At 45.5% G+C, this 18,005-nt stretch carries 16 protein-coding genes; 9 read left to right on the top strand and 7 right to left on the bottom strand.

Going from position 1 to position 18,005, the window contains the following annotated elements; genetic code table 11:
* Positions 1–59 precede the first annotated feature (59 nt).
* From K5L93_RS05850 to K5L93_RS05835, 4 genes are all read right to left on the bottom strand, one after another.
* The gene (locus K5L93_RS05850) at positions 60–1,025 is read right to left on the bottom strand and encodes an ABC transporter permease (protein ID WP_220718878.1); all 966 of its coding nucleotides are present in this window, start codon (positions 1,023–1,025) and stop codon (positions 60–62) included.
* Position 1,026: 1 nt separating this feature from the next.
* Positions 1,027–2,148, bottom strand: coding sequence for an ABC transporter permease (locus K5L93_RS05845; protein WP_220718877.1), 1,122 nt, complete (start codon positions 2,146–2,148; stop codon positions 1,027–1,029).
* On the bottom strand, positions 2,145–3,710 hold the full coding sequence (locus K5L93_RS05840; protein WP_220718876.1) for an ABC transporter ATP-binding protein: 1,566 nt from the start codon (positions 3,708–3,710) through the stop codon (positions 2,145–2,147). Before K5L93_RS05840 ends, K5L93_RS05845 begins: the two co-directional genes overlap by 4 nt.
* 71 nt (positions 3,711–3,781) lie before the next feature.
* Positions 3,782–4,777, bottom strand: coding sequence for a BMP family lipoprotein (locus tag K5L93_RS05835; RefSeq protein ID WP_220718875.1), 996 nt, complete (start codon positions 4,775–4,777; stop codon positions 3,782–3,784).
* 430 nt (positions 4,778–5,207) lie between these two features.
* Between K5L93_RS05835 and K5L93_RS20295 the strand changes: the two genes are divergently transcribed.
* Positions 5,208–5,342, top strand: coding sequence for a DUF5363 family protein (locus K5L93_RS20295; protein ID WP_507762605.1), 135 nt, complete (start codon positions 5,208–5,210; stop codon positions 5,340–5,342).
* The gene (locus K5L93_RS05830) at positions 5,342–6,136 is read left to right on the top strand and encodes a TatD family hydrolase (protein ID WP_220718874.1); all 795 of its coding nucleotides are present in this window, start codon (positions 5,342–5,344) and stop codon (positions 6,134–6,136) included. The genes K5L93_RS20295 and K5L93_RS05830 overlap by 1 nt, the downstream gene beginning before the upstream one ends.
* A gap of 58 nt (positions 6,137–6,194) precedes the next feature.
* On the opposite strand, the gene K5L93_RS05825 is transcribed toward K5L93_RS05830, so the two are convergent.
* A complete protein-coding gene (locus K5L93_RS05825) occupies positions 6,195–7,616 on the bottom strand; it encodes a hypothetical protein (protein WP_220718873.1) in 1,422 nt (473 codons plus the stop codon).
* Positions 7,617–7,803: 187 nt separating this feature from the next.
* Here K5L93_RS05825 and K5L93_RS05820 point away from each other — a divergent pair, with 187 nt between their 5' ends.
* The 6 genes from K5L93_RS05820 (at position 7,804) to deoD (ending at position 13,819) form a co-directional block, all read left to right on the top strand.
* Positions 7,804–7,974, top strand: coding sequence for a XapX domain-containing protein (locus K5L93_RS05820; RefSeq protein WP_220718872.1), 171 nt, complete (start codon positions 7,804–7,806; stop codon positions 7,972–7,974).
* 375 nt (positions 7,975–8,349) lie between these two features.
* On the top strand, positions 8,350–9,588 hold the full coding sequence (locus tag K5L93_RS05815; RefSeq protein WP_220718871.1) for a NupC/NupG family nucleoside CNT transporter: 1,239 nt from the start codon (positions 8,350–8,352) through the stop codon (positions 9,586–9,588).
* A gap of 100 nt (positions 9,589–9,688) precedes the next feature.
* The gene (gene deoC, locus K5L93_RS05810) at positions 9,689–10,462 is read left to right on the top strand and encodes a deoxyribose-phosphate aldolase (RefSeq protein WP_220718870.1); all 774 of its coding nucleotides are present in this window, start codon (positions 9,689–9,691) and stop codon (positions 10,460–10,462) included.
* A 31-nt stretch (positions 10,463–10,493) separates the two neighbouring features.
* The gene (gene deoA, locus K5L93_RS05805) at positions 10,494–11,825 is read left to right on the top strand and encodes a thymidine phosphorylase (protein WP_220718869.1); all 1,332 of its coding nucleotides are present in this window, start codon (positions 10,494–10,496) and stop codon (positions 11,823–11,825) included.
* Positions 11,826–11,835: 10 nt separating this feature from the next.
* Positions 11,836–13,056, top strand: coding sequence for a phosphopentomutase (locus K5L93_RS05800; protein WP_220718868.1), 1,221 nt, complete (start codon positions 11,836–11,838; stop codon positions 13,054–13,056).
* A gap of 58 nt (positions 13,057–13,114) precedes the next feature.
* A complete protein-coding gene (deoD, locus tag K5L93_RS05795; protein ID WP_016401416.1) occupies positions 13,115–13,819 on the top strand; it encodes a purine-nucleoside phosphorylase in 705 nt (234 codons plus the stop codon).
* On the opposite strand, the gene K5L93_RS05790 is transcribed toward deoD, so the two are convergent.
* A complete protein-coding gene (locus K5L93_RS05790) occupies positions 13,816–14,604 on the bottom strand; it encodes a YtjB family periplasmic protein (RefSeq protein ID WP_220718867.1) in 789 nt (262 codons plus the stop codon). The genes deoD and K5L93_RS05790 overlap by 4 nt on opposite strands.
* 10 nt (positions 14,605–14,614) lie before the next feature.
* Between K5L93_RS05790 and serB the strand changes: the two genes are divergently transcribed.
* Positions 14,615–15,613, top strand: a complete 999-nt coding sequence (gene serB, locus K5L93_RS05785; protein WP_246614996.1) for a phosphoserine phosphatase SerB — start codon at positions 14,615–14,617, stop codon at positions 15,611–15,613.
* On the opposite strand, the gene K5L93_RS05780 is transcribed toward serB, so the two are convergent.
* A complete protein-coding gene (locus tag K5L93_RS05780) occupies positions 15,602–18,001 on the bottom strand; it encodes a PilZ domain-containing protein (RefSeq protein WP_220718866.1) in 2,400 nt (799 codons plus the stop codon). The two genes, serB and K5L93_RS05780, sit on opposite strands and share 12 nt — an antisense overlap.
* Between the last annotated feature and the right edge of the window lie 4 nt (positions 18,002–18,005).

Genomic DNA, 18,005 nt, shown 5'->3' with positions numbered 1-18,005 from the left:
GCTAGTTTAATCGCAATAAAAAAGGTCGCATAAAGCGACCTTTTTTGTGGTTAAGAGCGCTACTCACGTTCTTTGGTATAAGGAACACCAATCGCTTTTGGTGCGATAGCTTTACCGATAAAGCCTGCCAGTAAGAACACGGTGAGTACGTAAGGTACGGCTTCAATGGCTTGTACTGGAATAGCGAAGTCGCCAATTGAGACGCCTTGTAAACGTATCGCCATGGCATCCAAGAACCCAAACAGTAAACAGGCTGCCAATGCGGTAAATGGTCGCCACTTACCAAAAATCAACGCGGCTAACGCCATATAACCTTTACCGGCACTCATGTTTGGAATGAACTGGGCAGTTTGCGCCACCGATAAGTACACGCCACCAATACCGACCAGTAAGCCACAGATAATCACCGCGCTGTAACGCATTCTCACTACTGATATACCCGCGGTATCAACCGCTGCTGGTGATTCACCCACCGCACGTAAACGTAGACCAAAGCGGGTTTTAAACATTACATACCATGCTAAAGGCACGGTTATGATTAGCAAATAAACCAAGGCCGAGTGGCCGCTAATTAGCTCTGAATACAACAAACCAATCACAGGCACATCGGTCATTGCCTCTGCACCCGGCAATTGAATAGGTGCAAAGCGGGCACCGCCACTTAAGGCGGGGGTTTGACCGCCTTGGTGGAACCAGTGACGCCCTAAGGTCACCGTTAAACCAGCCGCTAAAATGTTAATCGCCATACCACTTACAACATGATCGCCACGGTGAGTAATGGTGGCAAAGCCGTGTAACAGAGCTAATAGTACCGAGATGCCAATACCTGCCAGTAAACCTAGCCAAGCCGAGCCCGTTATATGCGCTGTTGCCGCACCAACAAATGCCGCAGCGAGTAACTTACCTTCTAAGGCAATGTTCACAATGCCCGAGCGCTCACAGAACATACCGGCCAGTGAAGCGAAGATAAGCGGCGTTGCAACCCGTATGGTGGCGTCTAACATTAAGATAATTGTTTCAAACATCTTAAGCGACTCCTTCTGATGGGCTTGTTTTTTTAGCAAAAAGCTTGAGGTAAGTACGTTCAAGCGATGGCTTAAACATGTGCTCTAAGGCGCCTGAGAATAGAATCACCAAACCCTGAAGAACAACAACGATGTTACGGTCTACACCGTACTCAAAACTTAACTCAGCTCCACCTTGGTATAGGAAACCAAATAGTAAGCTGGCGAGTAATACACCGAGAGGGTGGTTGCGGCCCATTAGTGCTACAGCAATACCGGTAAAACCAAAACCTTCTACAAAGTTTAATTTGATTTGGTGTAGTTCACCTTGCAAAACGTTAAGACCAAAGAAGCCAGCCAGCATGCCCGATATTAACATCGCAATAATCACGATTTTAACGTAGCTAATACCTGCATAAGTGGCGGCACTAGGGTTAGAACCTACCGAGCGTATTTCGTAGCCCCAGCGAGTATGCCAAATAAATAACCACAGCAACAAACAGCATAGCAAGGCGAAAATAAAGCTTAAATTGAGCGGGCTGGCAGACATGCTCACACCCACCCAGCTAAGCATTTCATGCATTTTGGGTAGCCATGAAGACGCCGCAAAAACTCGGCTTTCGGTGGCCATTGTGGTCTCAGGTTTAAGAATATCAACCAGTAAATAGGCCATTAATGAGGCTGCAATAAAGTTGAACATGATGGTGGTGATTACGATGTGTGAACCACGCTTGGCTTGCAAGTAAGCAGGAATAAACGCCCAAGCTGCACCAAATAAACCACCCACAACAATGGCGACAGGGAACACCACATACCAAGGCGCAAACTCGCCTAAGGTTAAGCAAACTAAACCAACCCCTAAACCACCAATATAGGCTTGGCCTTCGCCACCAATATTAAATAATCCAGCGTGAAAGGCGATGGCCACCGCTAAACCGGTAAAGATAAATCCTGTGGTGTAATACAAGGTATAACCAATGCCTTCGGCATAGCCAAACGCGCCAGTCCACATCACTTTAATTGCGTCGATAGGTGATATGTCGATATACATAAACAGCAAGGCCGACACTAAAAAAGCGGCACATACGTTGATCGCAGGTAATAGGGCAACGCTGACCCATGCAGGTACTTGAGCTTGGCTCATAGTTCACCTCCCTGCGCGGTATTTTTTATATGCTCTGGCACAATGTTGGCCATCATTAATCCTAAGGTTTGTTCATCCGCTTGTGCTGCGCTTACTTCACCTACAATCGCGCCATCAAAGACCACGATGATTCGATCGGCTAAGTTGACAATTTCATCTAACTCAACCGAGACCAGCAATACTGCTTTACCTGCGTCACGCGAGTGGATGATTTGTTGGTGAATGTATTCAATAGCACCAATGTCTACGCCACGGGTAGGCTGGCCAACCAGAAGAATGTCTGGGTCTTGTTCCATCTCACGAGCAATCACCAATTTTTGTTGGTTGCCTCCCGAGAAGTTGGCAGTTTTTAAGCTGGTATCTGCGGGGCGAACGTCCCACTTTTCCATGCTTTGTTGGCAGCCCTGTTCAATCGCTTGCTTGTCTTGCAATACCCCTTTGTTGTATTGCGCAAGGTGGTGATAACCGAGTATATAGGCTTCTTTGGCGGCAAATTTATTGATAAGCCCTTGCTTGTGTCGGTCTTCGGGAATGTGGCCTACGCCAATGGACCTAATGCTGCGCGGATTGTAATGGCTTTCGGCCTTAATGGTATGTCCGTTTAACGTAATACTGCCGCTGCTTGGGGGAATAATGCCGCTTAATAGGCTAAGAATTTCTGACTGACCATTGCCTGATACGCCGGCAATACCCACGATTTCTCCAGCGCGAACATTAAACGAGATATCTTTTACGCGTTTTACTCCAGCACTATCTATGTAGCTAAGCTTGTTTACTTCAATTAACGGCGCTTGTGGTTTCGCTTCACCGCGCTCTACTTGCAGTAATACCTTGCGGCCTACCATTAGCTCGGCAAGTTGTTCTTGATTGGTTTTAGCTGTTACTACATGTTCTACCATTGCTCCCTGTCGCATCACCGATACATTGTCGGTAATGGCTAATACTTCACGAAGCTTATGAGTAATAATCATGATGGTGGTGCCTTGCTCACGTAATTTCCCTAAAATGGTAAATAAGTGATCGGCTTCTTGCGGCGTGAGTACCCCTGTGGGTTCATCCAAAATGAGAATTCTGGCGCCACGATATAAGGCTTTTAAGATCTCAACTCGTTGTTGCAAACCCACCGCTAGCTCACCAACAACGGCATCTAGGGGCACATCTAAACCGTAGTCTTTGGCTAGTTGCTTAAGCTTCTTACGCGCTGCGCTTAAACTATCTTCAAGCTTCCAGCCGTCTTCTGCACCAAGAACGATGTTTTCCAGCACCGTAAAGGTATCCACTAACATGAAGTGCTGGTGCACCATGCCAATACCCGCCTTGATGGCTTCTTGAGAGTTATGTGGTTGGTAATGTTGGCCGTTTACCTGCATAGAGCCTGAGTCGGCATGATAGAAGCCGTAAATAATACTCATTAGGGTGGATTTACCGGCACCATTCTCACCAATAATTCCATGAATTGTGCCTTTAGGAATGGCAAGGTCGATACTGCGATTGGCATGAACGCTGCCAAAGCGCTTATCGATTTTTTCCAGTTTAATGGCAAAATCAGCTGCGTGAATCAATTTAGATTTCCATTTCTAGCCAGTAAAAATACGCCAACTCGAGGTTGGCGTGGATTTTTAGCATTGAGCATTTAGTAGTTACAGGTGTTGTCCGACATGTAGTCATGAACAGTAATTTTGCCAGAAATAATATCGGCTTTAATTCCCTCAACGTATGCTTTTAATTCTGGAGTGATTAATGAGGCGTTGTACTCATCTTGGGCCCAATCAACAGAATCTTCCTTAAGACCTAAGGCTTTAATACCTGGCTGCCAAGTACCGTCCATGCCTTCTTCCCAAGTGCTGTAAGCAACGGCGCCCACTTTCTTAACCATTGAGGTCAACATAGTGCCTGGCTGTAAGTGGTTTTGGTTTGAATCAACACCAATGGCATACTTACCTGCATCTTTAGCGGCTTGGTAAACACCTAAACCGGTTCCGCCTGCTGCTGCATAGATAACGTCTGCACCTTGAGAAAACTGAGATTTAGCTAGCTCTGAGCCTTTAGCTGGATCGGCAAAAGCAGCTGGCGTAGAGCCAGTCATGTTTTGCAGTACTTTGGTGTCGGCATTAGCATAAACCGCACCTTGCTCATAGCCACAAGCAAATTTACGAATAAGCGGGATATCCATGCCACCAACAAAACCAACGGTATTGGTTTTAGATACCTTGGCTGCCAAGGCGCCAACTAAGAAAGAACCTTCGTGTTCTTTAAATACCACCGATTGAACGTTTGGTTTATCAATCACCATGTCGATAATGGTGAACTGAGTATCAGGGTATTCGGTTGCCACTTTCTCAACGGCGGAGGCCATGTTAAAGCCTACCGCTACAATTGGGCTGAATCCGCGGCCCGCTAAACGGCGTAAACCTTGTTCGCGTTGCGCTTCATTTTGTGGTTCAAATTCGCGTACATCAACGCCTTTTTCTTTCTTAAATACTTCTACGCCATTGCGAAAAACAGCTTCATTGAATGATTTATCAAATTTGCCGGCAGTATCATAAACAACGGCTGGTTTAGCGGCTAACGCGCTAAAAGAGGCAACTGCTAAAGCTGCAGCTGTTAGGTTGGTTGTGAATGTTTTCACGTCAAACTCCCTGTTTTTAATTGCATTATTTTATCTAGTTAGGTCAGCGTTACTGGAACAAGCCCAAGCAGTACACTTGCGTAAATGGCGAAGCTCAAAGCCGATGTATTCATTGTTGATGAAGTGCATGTATCCAAGGATAGTAAACACCTATTTAAACTTACTAAGTGTAATCTACTATTGGCAATGTGTTGCACCATCAAGCATGACTTACTAGATATTGTCGGTGTCGCGTTTCGAATATTAACTATTTTCCCTGTAACCACTCTTTATATACAGTGATCCATTGGTAGAGTAGGATTAAGAATTACTGAATTCAATAAGCTATTCTCAGTATTTATCTTAATTTGTTGGTTATTTAAGAGATATTACCTATATATGTGGGTAAAATTACTATAAGTGACATGAAGCTCAGCAGAAGAGGTTGTCTATGGTAGCTCGAATAATCAGGCTTTTTCGCCACTATATTGCTTGTTACGATAGCTGGCTCCATAAAAATGGTTTGGACAAACCCTGTCGAAGTTGCATTCCTCAAGAGCACCCTAAACAGGACAAAGGCGAGTAATGGCCTGGTTTGACACCCATTGTCACTTGGACTTCGCGCCATTTAAGCAGGATTTACCCAGTTACTTAGCACAGTTCAAACGCTGCAATATACAAGGCTGCTTAGTACCTGCTGTGGGCCCAGAAAACTGGCAAACCGTAGTCGACCTATCTTCCCTAAAAATGTTGAAAATTGCCCTGGGTTACCATCCATGCTTTTTAGATAAAAATGCCTTGCTCGGAGAGCCTGAGTTATTGCTCGGCGAACTAGAGGCTTTAGGCCAAATAGTGCAACAACATCGAGAGCGGCTAAGTGCATGGGGAGAGTGTGGTTTAGACGGTCGTTTCCCTGAAACCAACGCTCATCAAGAGTTTGCCTTTAATTGGCAAATAAAGGCGGCACAACAACAAGCTTTGCCCTTACTTATCCATTCGGTGCGACTGCATGATCGTGTTGCTCATTTACTAAAACGAGCCCACTTTGACCAAGGCGGGATTATTCACGGTTTTAGTGGCAGCTATGTACAAGCTAGCCGCTTTGTTGATTTGGGTTTTAAAATTGGCGTAGGCGGCACCATTACTTGGCCGCGTTCAGAAAAAACGCGCAAGGCCTTAAAACGCCTACCGCTAGATGCTTTGGTGCTAGAAACCGACGCGCCAGATATGCCTTTGTTTGAGATGCAACAACAGCACAATACGCCACTTAATCTCTCAGTTATTTTTGAGCAATTAGCAGCGCTGCGCGGCGAATCACCTCAAGAGCTTGAGCAGCGCCTATGGGACAACAGCCTACAAGTTTTAAGAATAGAATCTTAAAGCTCTATGGCTTTGCTGGCGAATAGACACTTAAGCTAGTTAGCAAGCCTACTCAGGTTTATGCCTTAAATTTGTCGATATGGTCGGCATTAACGGCGGCTACGGCTGCACTTACTAACGTGGTTCCACTTAGTGGCTGTTCACTGGCGCCTAGTCGCATGGCAGGTGTCTCACCGTTTTGGTCGGTGATGACGTAGTTAAATAGGGCACGATTAATTTCAAATAAGGCGTCAACCGAGCTGGCGCTTTTCAGCTGCTTCGACATGTTTTGCTCAAGGTGTTCAAAGAAGTTCTGGCAAGCTTGTGGACGAGGTAAGTCGATGGGATCGGGGACTTGCTGGCCTGAACTAATGCCACAAAACGCTCCAAAAGGAGCTGGATACCAGCGGTCATTCCACCAACCTACTTTGTTACCCGCAGCGCCCATATCTGATTGAGTGCGAGGGTGCTGATAGATGTAATACACATCGGCAGATTTTTCACGTATTTGTTCAACACAGCTCATGAGAGCAGCACCGCGGATACTACTTTCGTGTTCGATATAGTGGTGAAAATGCTTAACTTGGTGGGTAAAACTAGACAATAGTTGAAAGTGTGCGTAAGCACAAATTGCCGGTTGAATAATTTGAGTACCGCGCAGATGCGAGGTGGGACCGTAGTGTAAATCTTCAAAATGATAGCGGTTCAAAGTAAGCTGATAACGGCGCTTTAAGGCCTCTACAATGGGGCTATCTTGCAGCGCTGGTAGCCTAGTAGACGCTTGTTGCTGGTAGTAAACCGAATCATTAAGCTGCAATTGTGTTTGGTTATGAGTATGCAGCAATACGTAACCTGATTGCGCCTCGCTAGAGCACAGAGCCCAAACACGCTTTTGCTCGGAAAACTCATGCACATTACTTTCGGTATGAATTGCTAAAAACCTGCGTTTGAGAGCCATTACCTCTTGCTGGCGCGAATAAAACCGTAAACAGTGAAATAGGCGCTGTAGCAGTTGGTAATAGATTTTTGGCGCAATGCTCAGTTGCTGCATTATTTTCTGTGGGCTGTGGCCTAAGCTTAAGGAATTGAATAAGCGGCACAGTTGCTCACTGCCTTTCACGTGTACTTGGGTAAATACGCTTTGGCATTGTCGGCATTGGTAACGCTGGCTATTAGCGCCGGTTTTTCCGTAGCGTTTAACGCCGGTAGTTGGGCCTAGGAAGAAGCCTGGTTCACAATTGCTGCAACCACAGGGTGCCTTGCTTAAGTGCAGCTTGGTACGTTCTTCAACAATCAAATTTACGCTGTGGCTGTCAACGAGAGGTGGGTAACTACCACAGGCTTTGCAATGCAAAGCGGGATAACCCAATTGATGACTTTCGGCTAAATAGTCTGAGCTTTCGGTTAATCCAAAATTGGGGCAGCGGCAGTTCTTACAGCAGTTAAACCGTTGTCTATAGGCGAATTTTTGTTCTTTTTCAGGTTCAAGTGCTGCGGCCACTCCGTATTCCTTTTCAACATATTTAGTAACTAACTCTAGTTTGACTAATCTTTGACTATTATCCCGTGATCGGTCTCACGATTTTTAACAACTTAGAAACTTAAACTGCCAGCCATGAACTGAGGAGCAAAACAGCAATAGCGCTGTGCCTTTAGCAAGTTCCCACGTATTTAAAGGACGAAAGAAAATGTACGAAGTGATTATTGCCTTAATTACTGGCGCGGTGGTTGGCGTGGTTTTTAGTGCTATTAAACTGCCACTACCTGCTCCGCCGGTGCTATCGGGCATTGTTGGTATCTTGGGTATTTATTTGGGCGGCATGGCCTACCAAAATGTCTTGGAACGTTTTTTTTCGTAACAAATTCGTTAAGCAACTTGGCTAATCGCTTAGGTATAAGATTTGATATTTCCTATAGTTTGCTTAGTAAGGTTGTGAATCGATAATCGCCTTAGGAAGAAGTATGGCATAAACACATTTGGTAAGTAAGGTCTCTGAAACGGCTAATAAGTCGATTAGATTTGATCTAGTTATCATTTAGGCCAAAAACCCTAGGTATGATCGCCGGCAGTAGTATCCATTGCAGCTCAGTCGGCATTAAGGTAGTTACCTGATCAGATAGTTGAATGTAATGGAATACTAAACAGACACGTTGTAGAAGACTTCTTGTGCTGGTGGCAGGAAGATAGAAACGATGTAAGTTTCACAAAATATAATTAAACAATAGGGACTCGTATGAACAGTACTGTCATGAGCTTGGTCGGCGTGCTTGCGCTACTAGGGGTAGCATTTTTGCTCTCCGATAACAAAAAACGAATTAACAAACGTACCGTGCTGGGAGCTTTTGCTATCCAAGCTGGCTTTGGTGCCTTTGTTTTATATCTTCCATTTGGTCAAGACGTACTGGCTGCGGTATCTGGTGGTGTTCAATCAATTATTGACAGTGCCCAAGCGGGTATTAACTTTTTGTTTGGTGGCTTAGGTACTGATGCAATGTTTGCCAATGGTGTTGGCTTTGTATTTGCCATTCGTGTATTGCCTATTATTGTATTCTTCTCTTCACTCATCGCGGTACTTTATTACCTTGGCATCATGCAGAAGATCATTTTGGTAATTGGTGGTGCTCTACAAAAAGCATTAGGCACTAGCCGCCCAGAGTCTATGTCTGCCACTGCCAATATCTTTGTTGGCCAAACCGAAGCGCCAATTGTGGTTAAACCTTTTATTCCTAAAATGAGCGAGTCTGAGTTATTTGCCATTATGGTTGGTGGTTTGGCTTCGGTTGCAGGTTCTGTATTAGCCGGTTACGCGGGTTTAGGTGTAGAGCTTAAGTACCTGATTGCTGCTTCATTTATGGCAGCACCAGGTGGCCTATTAATGGCTAAAATCATCAAGCCTGAAACTAATGCTTCTGAGCAAGATATGGACGCTACTTTAGCCGAAGAAGATCGCCCAGCTAACGTTATCGACGCTGCAGCAAGTGGTGCTTCTACCGGTTTGCACTTAGCGCTTAATGTAGGTGCAATGCTACTTGCCTTTATTGGCTTGATTGCCTTGCTAAACGGCATGGTTGGTGGCATCGGTGGTTGGTTTGGTGTTGAAGGCTTAACCATTGAGCTTATTTTAGGTTACATCTTCGCACCGGTTGCTTGGATTATTGGTGTGCCTTGGGCTGAAGCCATTCAAGCAGGTAGCTTTATTGGTCAAAAGCTTATCGTTAACGAATTTGTTGCTTACATTAACTTTGTTGATATTCGCGAAACACTGTCAGAGCACACTCAAGTAATTGTTACTTTTGCACTATGTGGTTTTGCTAACCTATCATCAATTGCAATTTTATTAGGTGGCTTAGGTAGCATGGCGCCATCACGCCGTGGTGACATTGCTCGTCTAGGTCTTAAAGCTGTAGCGGCTGCATCATTAGCTAACTTAATGAGTGCTGCACTTGCTGGTTTCTTCTTCAGCCTGCTATAAGCTAGTAAGGCTTCTTGGCAATATGCCAAGAAGCCTTTATTTCAGTTCAATCTATTGCTGCTCTGGCATTAGGTTTAATCTTAAACTTTGAGGAATAGTTATGTCTCAGTCTCTTACTGCTGTGGCGCGTCAAGCCCTTTCTTTAATGGACCTCACTACTCTTAATGATGACGATACTCGCGAGAGTGTGGCGGCTTTATGTGCTCAAGCTAAATCGGCTCAAGGCCAAGTTGCGGCTATTTGTATTTATCCACGCTTCATTCCATTTGCTCGTAAGGTATTGGCCGAACACGATGCGAGTGATGTGAAAATTGCTACTGTGACTAACTTCCCTTTAGGTGAAGATGATGTGGCGTTGGCTGTAGCTGAAACTAAGGCCGCTGTAGCCTATGGCGCAGACGAAGTAGACGTTGTATTTCCATGGCGCGCCTTAATGGCGGGTGATGAGCAAGTGGGCTTTGATCTAGTTAAAGCCTGTAAAGCTGCCTGTGGCGAGATAAAGCTAAAAGTGATTATTGAAAGTGGCGAATTAAGCAGCCCGGAACTGATTGCTAAAGCCAGTGAGTTGTCGATTAAAGCGGGCGCAGATTTTATTAAAACTTCTACCGGTAAAGTGCCAGTAAATGCCACGCCAGAAGCGGCAGAAATTATGCTAAAAGCAATCGCTGAGTTTAACCCAGGTTGTGGCTTTAAAGCCGCGGGTGGAGTTAAAAGCGCCGAACAAGCGAAAATCTACCTAGATCTTGCAACTAAAACACTTGGCGATGATTGGTTGAACCAAGCGCATTTCCGTTTTGGTGCATCAAGTTTATTGGCTGCATTGCAAGCCACTATATCAGGTGATGAGAACGCTCAAGCTGGCGCTGGTTATTAGTTAATTCTTCGATAAGAGTTAAGGAATGCTCATGTTGTTACCCCAAGAAATAATTCGACGTAAACGCGATGGCCAAGCGCTGTCGCTGGAAGAAATCCAGTTTATGGTTGACGGTATTACCAACGGCCAACTAAGTGATAGCCAAATTGGCGCTTTTGCCATGGCGGTTTACTTCAACAGTATGAATGGTACCGAGGCTACCGCGCTTACCTGTGCAATGCGTGATTCAGGGCAAGTGCTCAACTGGGATCATCTTAATTTGCCTGGGCCTGTAGTGGATAAACATTCTACCGGTGGCGTGGGTGATTTAACGTCGTTACTCTTGGGGCCAATGGTCGCTGCATGTGGTGGTCATGTTCCGATGATTTCGGGGCGTGGATTAGGCCACACTGGCGGTACCTTAGATAAATTAGAAGCTATTCCTAATTACTCTATCAGCCCCACATCGCAGCAGTTTGAACGCATTGTGAAGGATGTGGGTATTGCGATTATTGGCCAAACCGGTGAGTTGGCTCCGGCCGATAAACGTTTATATGGCATCCGTGATGTGACCGCCACGGTAGAGTCTATTCCCTTGATTACTGCTTCTATCTTGAGCAAAAAACTTGCCTCGGGCCTAGAAGCGTTAGTGATGGATGTAAAAGCTGGTAGTGGCGCATTTATGCCTAACTTTGCCCAGTCGAAAGCCTTGGCCGAAAGTATTGTAGAAGTGGCTAATGCTGCGGGAGTTAAATGCTGTGCCTTGCTAACCGATATGAACCAACCGTTAGCGCCCAGCGCAGGTAACGCGGTAGAAATTGCTGAAACCTTACGTTATTTAAAAGGCGATACTTCAGCGCATCGCTTACATCAGGTAACAAAGGCTTTAGCTAGTGAAATGCTGCTATCTAGCGGTTTAGCCAGCTCTCAGCAAGAAGCCGAGGATAAACTTGCCGCTAGCATTAGCTCTGGTGCAGCTTTAGAGCGTTTTGCCAAAATGGTGAGTGCTTTAGGTGGGCCAAGTGATTTTGTTGAGCGTAGCGAACATTACTTGCCTCAAGCTAAGGTGGTGAAGCCAGTAGCCGCAAAACAAAGTGGTATGGTTAAGCAACTCGATTGCCGAGAGTTGGGCATGGCGGTAGTAGGCTTAGGTGGCGGCAGAAGTGTGCCGGGAGCCGCCATTGATCACAGCGTGGGCATTAGTGAACTAGTAGAGTTAGGCGATGTGGTAGACAAGGGACAAAACTTGTTGATGCTGCATGCCAAGGACGAAGACGCTTGGCAAACGGCTGCAAAACAAATTCAACATGCGATTAAACTCGACGAACCTAGCTCAGCGCAGGCCGATGTAAACCCTGTTTATCAGCGTATTGGTCCTTGTTAAGGAGACCCTTATGAAACGTGCAATTATATTAATGCTAGATTCCTTTGGCATTGGTGCTAGTGATGATGCCGACAAGTTTGGCGATCAAGGTGCTAATACCATGCTGCACATTGCCGAGCAGTGTGCCCAAGGAAATGCCGATAAAGGCCGTAGTGGCCCGCTAACCATTCCTAACTTAAATCGATTAGGTTTGGGCCAAGCCTGCGGCGAAAGTTGTGGAGTATTTCCGCCAGGATTAGACGCTCAGGTTCAGCCTATTGGCAACTATGGTTATGCCGCCGAAATGTCTAGCGGTAAAGACACGCCAAGTGGCCACTGGGAAATTGCTGGCGTACCAGTATTGTTTGATTGGGGCTACTTTAGCGAGCCTGAAAATAGCTTCCCGCAAAGCTTACTTGACGAGTTAGTTAAGCGTGCAGATTTACCGGGTTATCTTGGTAATTGCCATGCTTCGGGCACCGAAGTGCTGGAGCGTTTAGGTGAAGAGCATATGGCTAGCGGTAAGCCGATTTTTTACACCTCTGCCGACAGCGTATTTCAAATCGCCGCTCATGAAGAAACATTTGGTTTAGAGCGTTTGCTTAAGCTGTGTGAAATTGCTCGTGAGCTAGTGGATCCTTACAACATTGGCCGAGTGATTGCGCGTCCATTTGTGGGCAACAGCGCCAAAGAATTTGCCCGCACTGGTAACCGCAGAGATTTGTCGGTATTGCCGCCTGCGCCTACCTTGTTAGACCGCATGGCAGAAGCTGGCGGTGAGGTAGTGAGCATTGGTAAAATTGCCGATATTTATGCTCAGCAAGGTATCACTCGCAAGGTAAAAGCAACCGGCCTAGAAGGCTTGTTTGATTTAACCTTGAGTGAAATGGATCGCCAAGTGGACAACAGCATCATCTTCACTAACTTTGTCGATTTTGACTCGGCGTATGGCCATCGTCGTGATGTATCAGGTTATGCTGCTGCACTGGAATACTTCGATAAGCGTTTACCTGAATTGCTGGATAAACTTAGCGAGGACGATATCGTAATTCTTACCGCAGACCACGGTTGTGACCCAACCTGGCCGGGCACTGATCATACTCGTGAACATATTCCGGTCATTTTTTATGGCAAAAATTTACCCGCTAAAAATGTTGGTAAACGCAATACCTTTGCCGACATTGGCCAAACCATCGCCGATTACATGAAACTGCCTGCTTTAGAGTACGGCACTAGCTTTTTACAAGAATAACAATGACGAGCAGCAGCAAGTTGCTAGCTGCTTGGAACAAACTTAATTAGGAGACTATATGGCAACCCCACACATCAATGCAGCACCCGGTGATTTTGCAGAAACCGTATTAATGCCGGGCGATCCTTTACGTGCAAAACACATTGCAGAGACATTTTTAGAAGACGTAGTTGAAGTCACTGGCGTGCGTAATATGCTAGGTTACACCGGTACTTATAAAGGTAAGCGTGTATCGGTAATGGGTTCAGGCATGGGGATTCCAAGCTGTTCTATTTACGCCCATGAGCTGTACACCCAATACGGTGTTGAGAACATTATCCGTGTAGGTAGTGCCGGTGCTGTAAGCAACGACATCAAACTACGTGATGTGGTAATTGCAATGGGCGCCTGTACCGACTCAAAAGTAAACCGTAGCCGCTTTAAAGGCCACGACTTTGCCGCTATTGCTAACTATGACTTGTTACGAGCAGCGGTAGATAGCGCTAAAGCACAAGGCATTGACGCTAAAGTAGGTAACATCTTCTCTGCCGATCTTTTCTACTCGCCAGAGCCTGATATGTTCGACGTAATGGAAAAACACAATGTTTATGCGGTAGAAATGGAAGCCGCGGGTTTATACGGCGTAGCTGCTGAGTGTGGTAAAGCTGCTTTGTGTGTTGTAACCATTTCTGACCATATCCGCAGTGGTGAGCAAACTACCGCAGAAGAGCGTCAAACTACCTTTAACGAGATGATCACTCTAACGCTGGAGTCGCTACTTTAAGCTGGGCTTTTATCTTTAGTGTTATCACTTCTAGCAGCAATGTCTGCTAGAAGTTTCTTAGCCTTTTTCGCTTCTTTTCGCTGTGCCCGCTTATTAATATTAAACAGTGTGGCAAGATGGCGTTTCCTCGATAATACCCGTGTTAACAAAAATCCAATGCTTATCGACATCAAAAACATCATCATGATTTTTGATTGGCCATTGGTGATGTAAGTGTTCGCTTCGGCCAGCAGGGTCGTATGCTCTAGGGTGATACGCAAGTAGCCTAGGCTTTCACCTTGTTCACCTCTAATTTCTGCAATGTATGGTCGACGACCTAGGCCCTCTAATGGAGTATGGCTTTGACCCGCTAAGGGTAAAAGCTGCGAAAGCGGTAAGGCTTGCTGTGATTCGGCTAAACGCAAACCTTGATGGTCATAGATAGTGGCATCTTTTACAAAATGCTCTTTGACTAAGGCATTAACCAATTTGTTCAGCTCGGCTTGGCTATTTTCACCAATATAGCCTGCGGCATTTAAGGCCGCTAACGAGGTAAGAGAGCGAGCCAGTTTCTCGGTTTGATTTTCAATTAACAGCTCACCATTGTGCTTTAGGGTCACATAGTAATAAAGTACCCAAACACAACACGCAATGGCGAGAAGCAATTGCGTGAATTGAATAATTCGATAGCGTCTTACTGCAGATTTGGCCACACGAACCTCTTTTTTATGCTTAAAGCCATTGTAGGTGCTTGCCAAACCAAAAAGCAATACGCTATCTTGATGCGCCGCAATTTTTAGAAACAAGGATCTCGTTTTGCAATCTCCACATAGTCTTGAAAGCTTACCGCAATCTTTAAGCCAATGGTCTGTGGCTTTAAAGCAGTTTCCCTACCGGGTTTGTCCTGAACAAGGGCTGGTTGAAACTCGAGAAGCTTTAACCGGTGCCTATATTTTAGTTTGGGCTAAAGAACTACTGATACCAGACTTTGCTGTATTGCGTCCCTTGGTTGATGATTCAACTGCCTTGAACTTTTGCGGGCTAATGCCAGAAGCGGGCAATATTTGCGTATTGTTGCAAAGCCAAGCAGATAGCCAATGGTGCAAGGATAAGCTGGCGGGGCTTGAGTTTAATTTTGATTTGGTGGTACTAGATAAGCTACCAGATTTAAGCCAACCAGGCGTAGTGTTGATGGATATGGATTCCACCACTATTCAAATTGAATGTATCGATGAGATTGCAGTATTGGCTGATATTGGCGAACAAGTGAGCGCTGTTACGGCAGCGGCAATGCGCGGGGAGCTAGACTTTGAACAAAGCCTACGTAGCCGAGTGGCGCTGTTAAAAGATGCACCACAAAGCATCTTAAAGCAGGTAGCCGATAACATGCCGCTGATGCCTGGTTTGCAGTGTTTAATTGACACCATCCACTCTGCTGGCTGGAAAGTGGCGATTGCTTCAGGCGGCTTTACTTATTTCGCTGAGCGTTTACAACAAGATTTAGGTTTTGACCATGTACAAGCCAATGTTCTAGAAATTGAAAACGACAACTTAACTGGCCAAGTATTAGGACCAGTAGTTGATGCTCAGGCAAAAGCTGATATTTTGCTGCAGCTTAAACAGCAGTATTCCGCTAGCCAAACCATGGCAATTGGTGATGGTGCAAACGATCTTAAAATGCTGGCAGCGGCTGATTTTGGGGTGGCTATTCATGCTAAGCCTCTGGTGCAGCAGCAAGCGCAGATGTCGATTAAACACAGTGATTTAGACGGCGCGGTGTGTATTCTTCGCGCCGCTAAAATGCTAGCTGCTTAGTTTTAAAGGCTGGGGTGCAGTGCTTAAGTTAAAGCGCTGCATCAACTCTTCGGTTACATCCGTCACTTCTATTACCCCTGCAACGCTCCACAGTTCGTCTTCTAACTGCTTAGCGCGGTGGATTGCATAATGGCTAATGTAATCGAGTTCGCGTTGAATATATTCGGTATCGGGTCGGCCAACCCGTGATAGCTGCAGGTTAAAGGCATGCACTTTGCCTCGACCCAAGCTTAAGCGAACAAACTCTAGTAGTTGCTGCACCGAGGAAAAATTATCGCTACAACGCACCGAAAGCAGTTTGTCATCTTTTTTGGCGGTTACGGTAATCACTTCAATCTGTTCTGGGTTATCGCTAGGCGCATGACTACGCAATTGAGTGGCGAGAAATGACGCGAGGTTTTCGCTGGCTAAAAACTTACTCAAATCAGCGGTGTGAGCACTGCTATCAATGTTTAGCCAGTTATCGCTAGCTTGCTCGAAGGTGCCATAGTTCACGCACTTAACCTCTAAGGCGCCAGGCACTTTATGGATAAACATTGCTCGGCAAAATAGCGGCGCACAGAAAATTTGTCGTAGTGCATCCGACAAGCCTGCGATAGCTTTACCTTCGGGAAGCGTTGGTAATTTGTCTAAGTTATTGTCGATAAGTTGTTTGAAAAAGGCACTGCCTTGGTGTTGCTGGCCTTTTACTTCGATGACTTTTAAGTTGTATATGGTGTGGCTGTTATTGCAGTTAGTTACCTCATAGGCTAAGTGAGAAAGCTCGAAACTCTTAACCAGTTTTTGAAACTGAGGTAGTGCCAAGTAAACGGTGTCTCCAACACTATATTCTAGCGGCGTTTCTACTTCTATCTTCATTCCGCTAATTGAAAAGTCGCTGATCCAGCCAGTCTCGTTACTGTTTTGATGTTCCACTTCTATTAGGGAACGGTATTGGTAGCGATTTTCTTTACGTAGTTGCAAATACTTGTAATTGACCTGCTCAAACTTATTATTTGGCTGCTTGCTTTGATTGAACAGTGATAGTTTGTTGGGGTTGCCATCTAAGGGATATGCTTGTTGGTAGCTTTGGTCTATGTGTTGGTTGGTCACATCACTTAACAAGCCAACCATGCTTAGTCCATCTAGGGCCTTAGCCACTCGTTCTCGCTCTATTGGTGAGTCTTTTTTAGGTAAAGGGGAGCTTACGTTTGCATCGCTGGCTTGGGCGGGTTGATACTGAAACTTGAATACCTTCCAGCTGGGTTTGCGACAGCCAAAAGCGAGATAGAGATCGCGTAAGTCAGGATGTTCAGCAAGCTCTTCACTGCTGGCAGAATAGAAAAATAAGCGATTATTTGCAGTATGAGTAAAGCAGAATATTAAACTCTCGCCGTGGCCTAACTCTTGATAACGCATCATTCGTGGTGGATGAAACAGCTGAGACAAATGGCTGTGATTGGTTTCATCTCGCCAATAAGAGAGTAAGTTGAGATTATTTTGAGTGGCTAGGGCATAACGCAGGCTTGCCGGCGTTTGGCCGCTAAAATACAAAGGCACACTGCTTAAGCGCGGCATTAAGTATTGTTCATAACCTTTGGTGATAACAGCTGCAGTAATGTTGTCGACATCTACTTTGTAACGCCCACGATAAGAGCGTAAAAAGTTTTTGAAGAAGTTATTAAACTCTTCGCTTGGGTCAACCACGATCATTCTGACCCATTGCTGCTGACCCTTGCGGTCGATTCCGACCACTTTGTATTCGGTGCCAGCGCTTAATACGCGGTTTACAAACTCTTTTTCTAAACCTGTGAAATACACAAAGTAATGCTCGTCCACCGAGAACTCTCGTTGGCTATCGACCTTAGCACGCAGGCCTGATACCGACATATTGGAGGTTTTAGCATCAAATAGAGCACCGTCTACACCCGCCATTCGCAGTGGTGCAGTAAGGTGCATACGCTCTTCACTTCTACCGATATAGTGGCCTAAGCGTACTGCTCTAGCGATGATATTTTTGGGTCGCCGCGCAGCGGCTTCTTGCGGGCTAATATTTTTCTTCTGCATCACCTTGAAGTTGTTCTCGGTGGTTTGCAGTTTCTCGTATATGCCTAAGGTGTATTGCTGGTTATAGAGTTTAAGTTGCTGTTTAAATACTTTAATGGCGGTGTCATCGAGGTAGTGGGTTTTTCCTTGGTAGTGAAACTCTTGGCATTCGCCGTCTACTTTTCCTCGAAGATCGACCAATCGTTGGCAAGGCGTGGATAGACGATTTATTTCCATTTTGAGCAAGAAGCTTTCATTATTAGGAAGGTCTTGAGTTGCGCGCTTAAATACTTGGTTAAAGTCGCTGCTTCCCAATATTGGTAGTAATCGTTCTATTAAGGCGTAGTGCTTGCTTTCCGACATGTTG

The sequence above is a fragment of the Agarivorans litoreus genome, from assembly GCF_019649015.1.
Taxonomy (GTDB): domain Bacteria; phylum Pseudomonadota; class Gammaproteobacteria; order Enterobacterales; family Celerinatantimonadaceae; genus Agarivorans; species Agarivorans litoreus.
The sequence above is the reverse complement of the archived record's forward strand: the minus strand, read 5'-3'. Positions and strand labels throughout refer to the sequence as shown.

What these genes read in the sequence shown, in the direction of transcription:
- K5L93_RS20295 (WP_507762605.1), top strand. Translation starts at nt 5,208, where the DNA reads ATGGTAGCTCGAATAATCAGGCTTTTTCGCCACTATATTGCTTGTTAC.
- deoA (WP_220718869.1), top strand. Translation starts at nt 10,494, where the DNA reads ATGTTGTTACCCCAAGAAATAATTCGACGTAAACGCGATGGCCAAGCG.
- K5L93_RS05800 (WP_220718868.1), top strand. Translation starts at nt 11,836, where the DNA reads ATGAAACGTGCAATTATATTAATGCTAGATTCCTTTGGCATTGGTGCT.
- deoD (WP_016401416.1), top strand. Translation starts at nt 13,115, where the DNA reads ATGGCAACCCCACACATCAATGCAGCACCCGGTGATTTTGCAGAAACC.
- K5L93_RS05820 (WP_220718872.1), top strand. Translation starts at nt 7,804, where the DNA reads ATGTACGAAGTGATTATTGCCTTAATTACTGGCGCGGTGGTTGGCGTG.
- K5L93_RS05850 (WP_220718878.1), bottom strand. Translation starts at nt 1,025, where the DNA reads ATGTTTGAAACAATTATCTTAATGTTAGACGCCACCATACGGGTTGCA.
- K5L93_RS05815 (WP_220718871.1), top strand. Translation starts at nt 8,350, where the DNA reads ATGAACAGTACTGTCATGAGCTTGGTCGGCGTGCTTGCGCTACTAGGG.
- K5L93_RS05830 (WP_220718874.1), top strand. Translation starts at nt 5,342, where the DNA reads ATGGCCTGGTTTGACACCCATTGTCACTTGGACTTCGCGCCATTTAAG.
- deoC (WP_220718870.1), top strand. Translation starts at nt 9,689, where the DNA reads ATGTCTCAGTCTCTTACTGCTGTGGCGCGTCAAGCCCTTTCTTTAATG.
- K5L93_RS05780 (WP_220718866.1), bottom strand. Translation starts at nt 18,001, where the DNA reads ATGTCGGAAAGCAAGCACTACGCCTTAATAGAACGATTACTACCAATA.
- K5L93_RS05845 (WP_220718877.1), bottom strand. Translation starts at nt 2,148, where the DNA reads ATGAGCCAAGCTCAAGTACCTGCATGGGTCAGCGTTGCCCTATTACCT.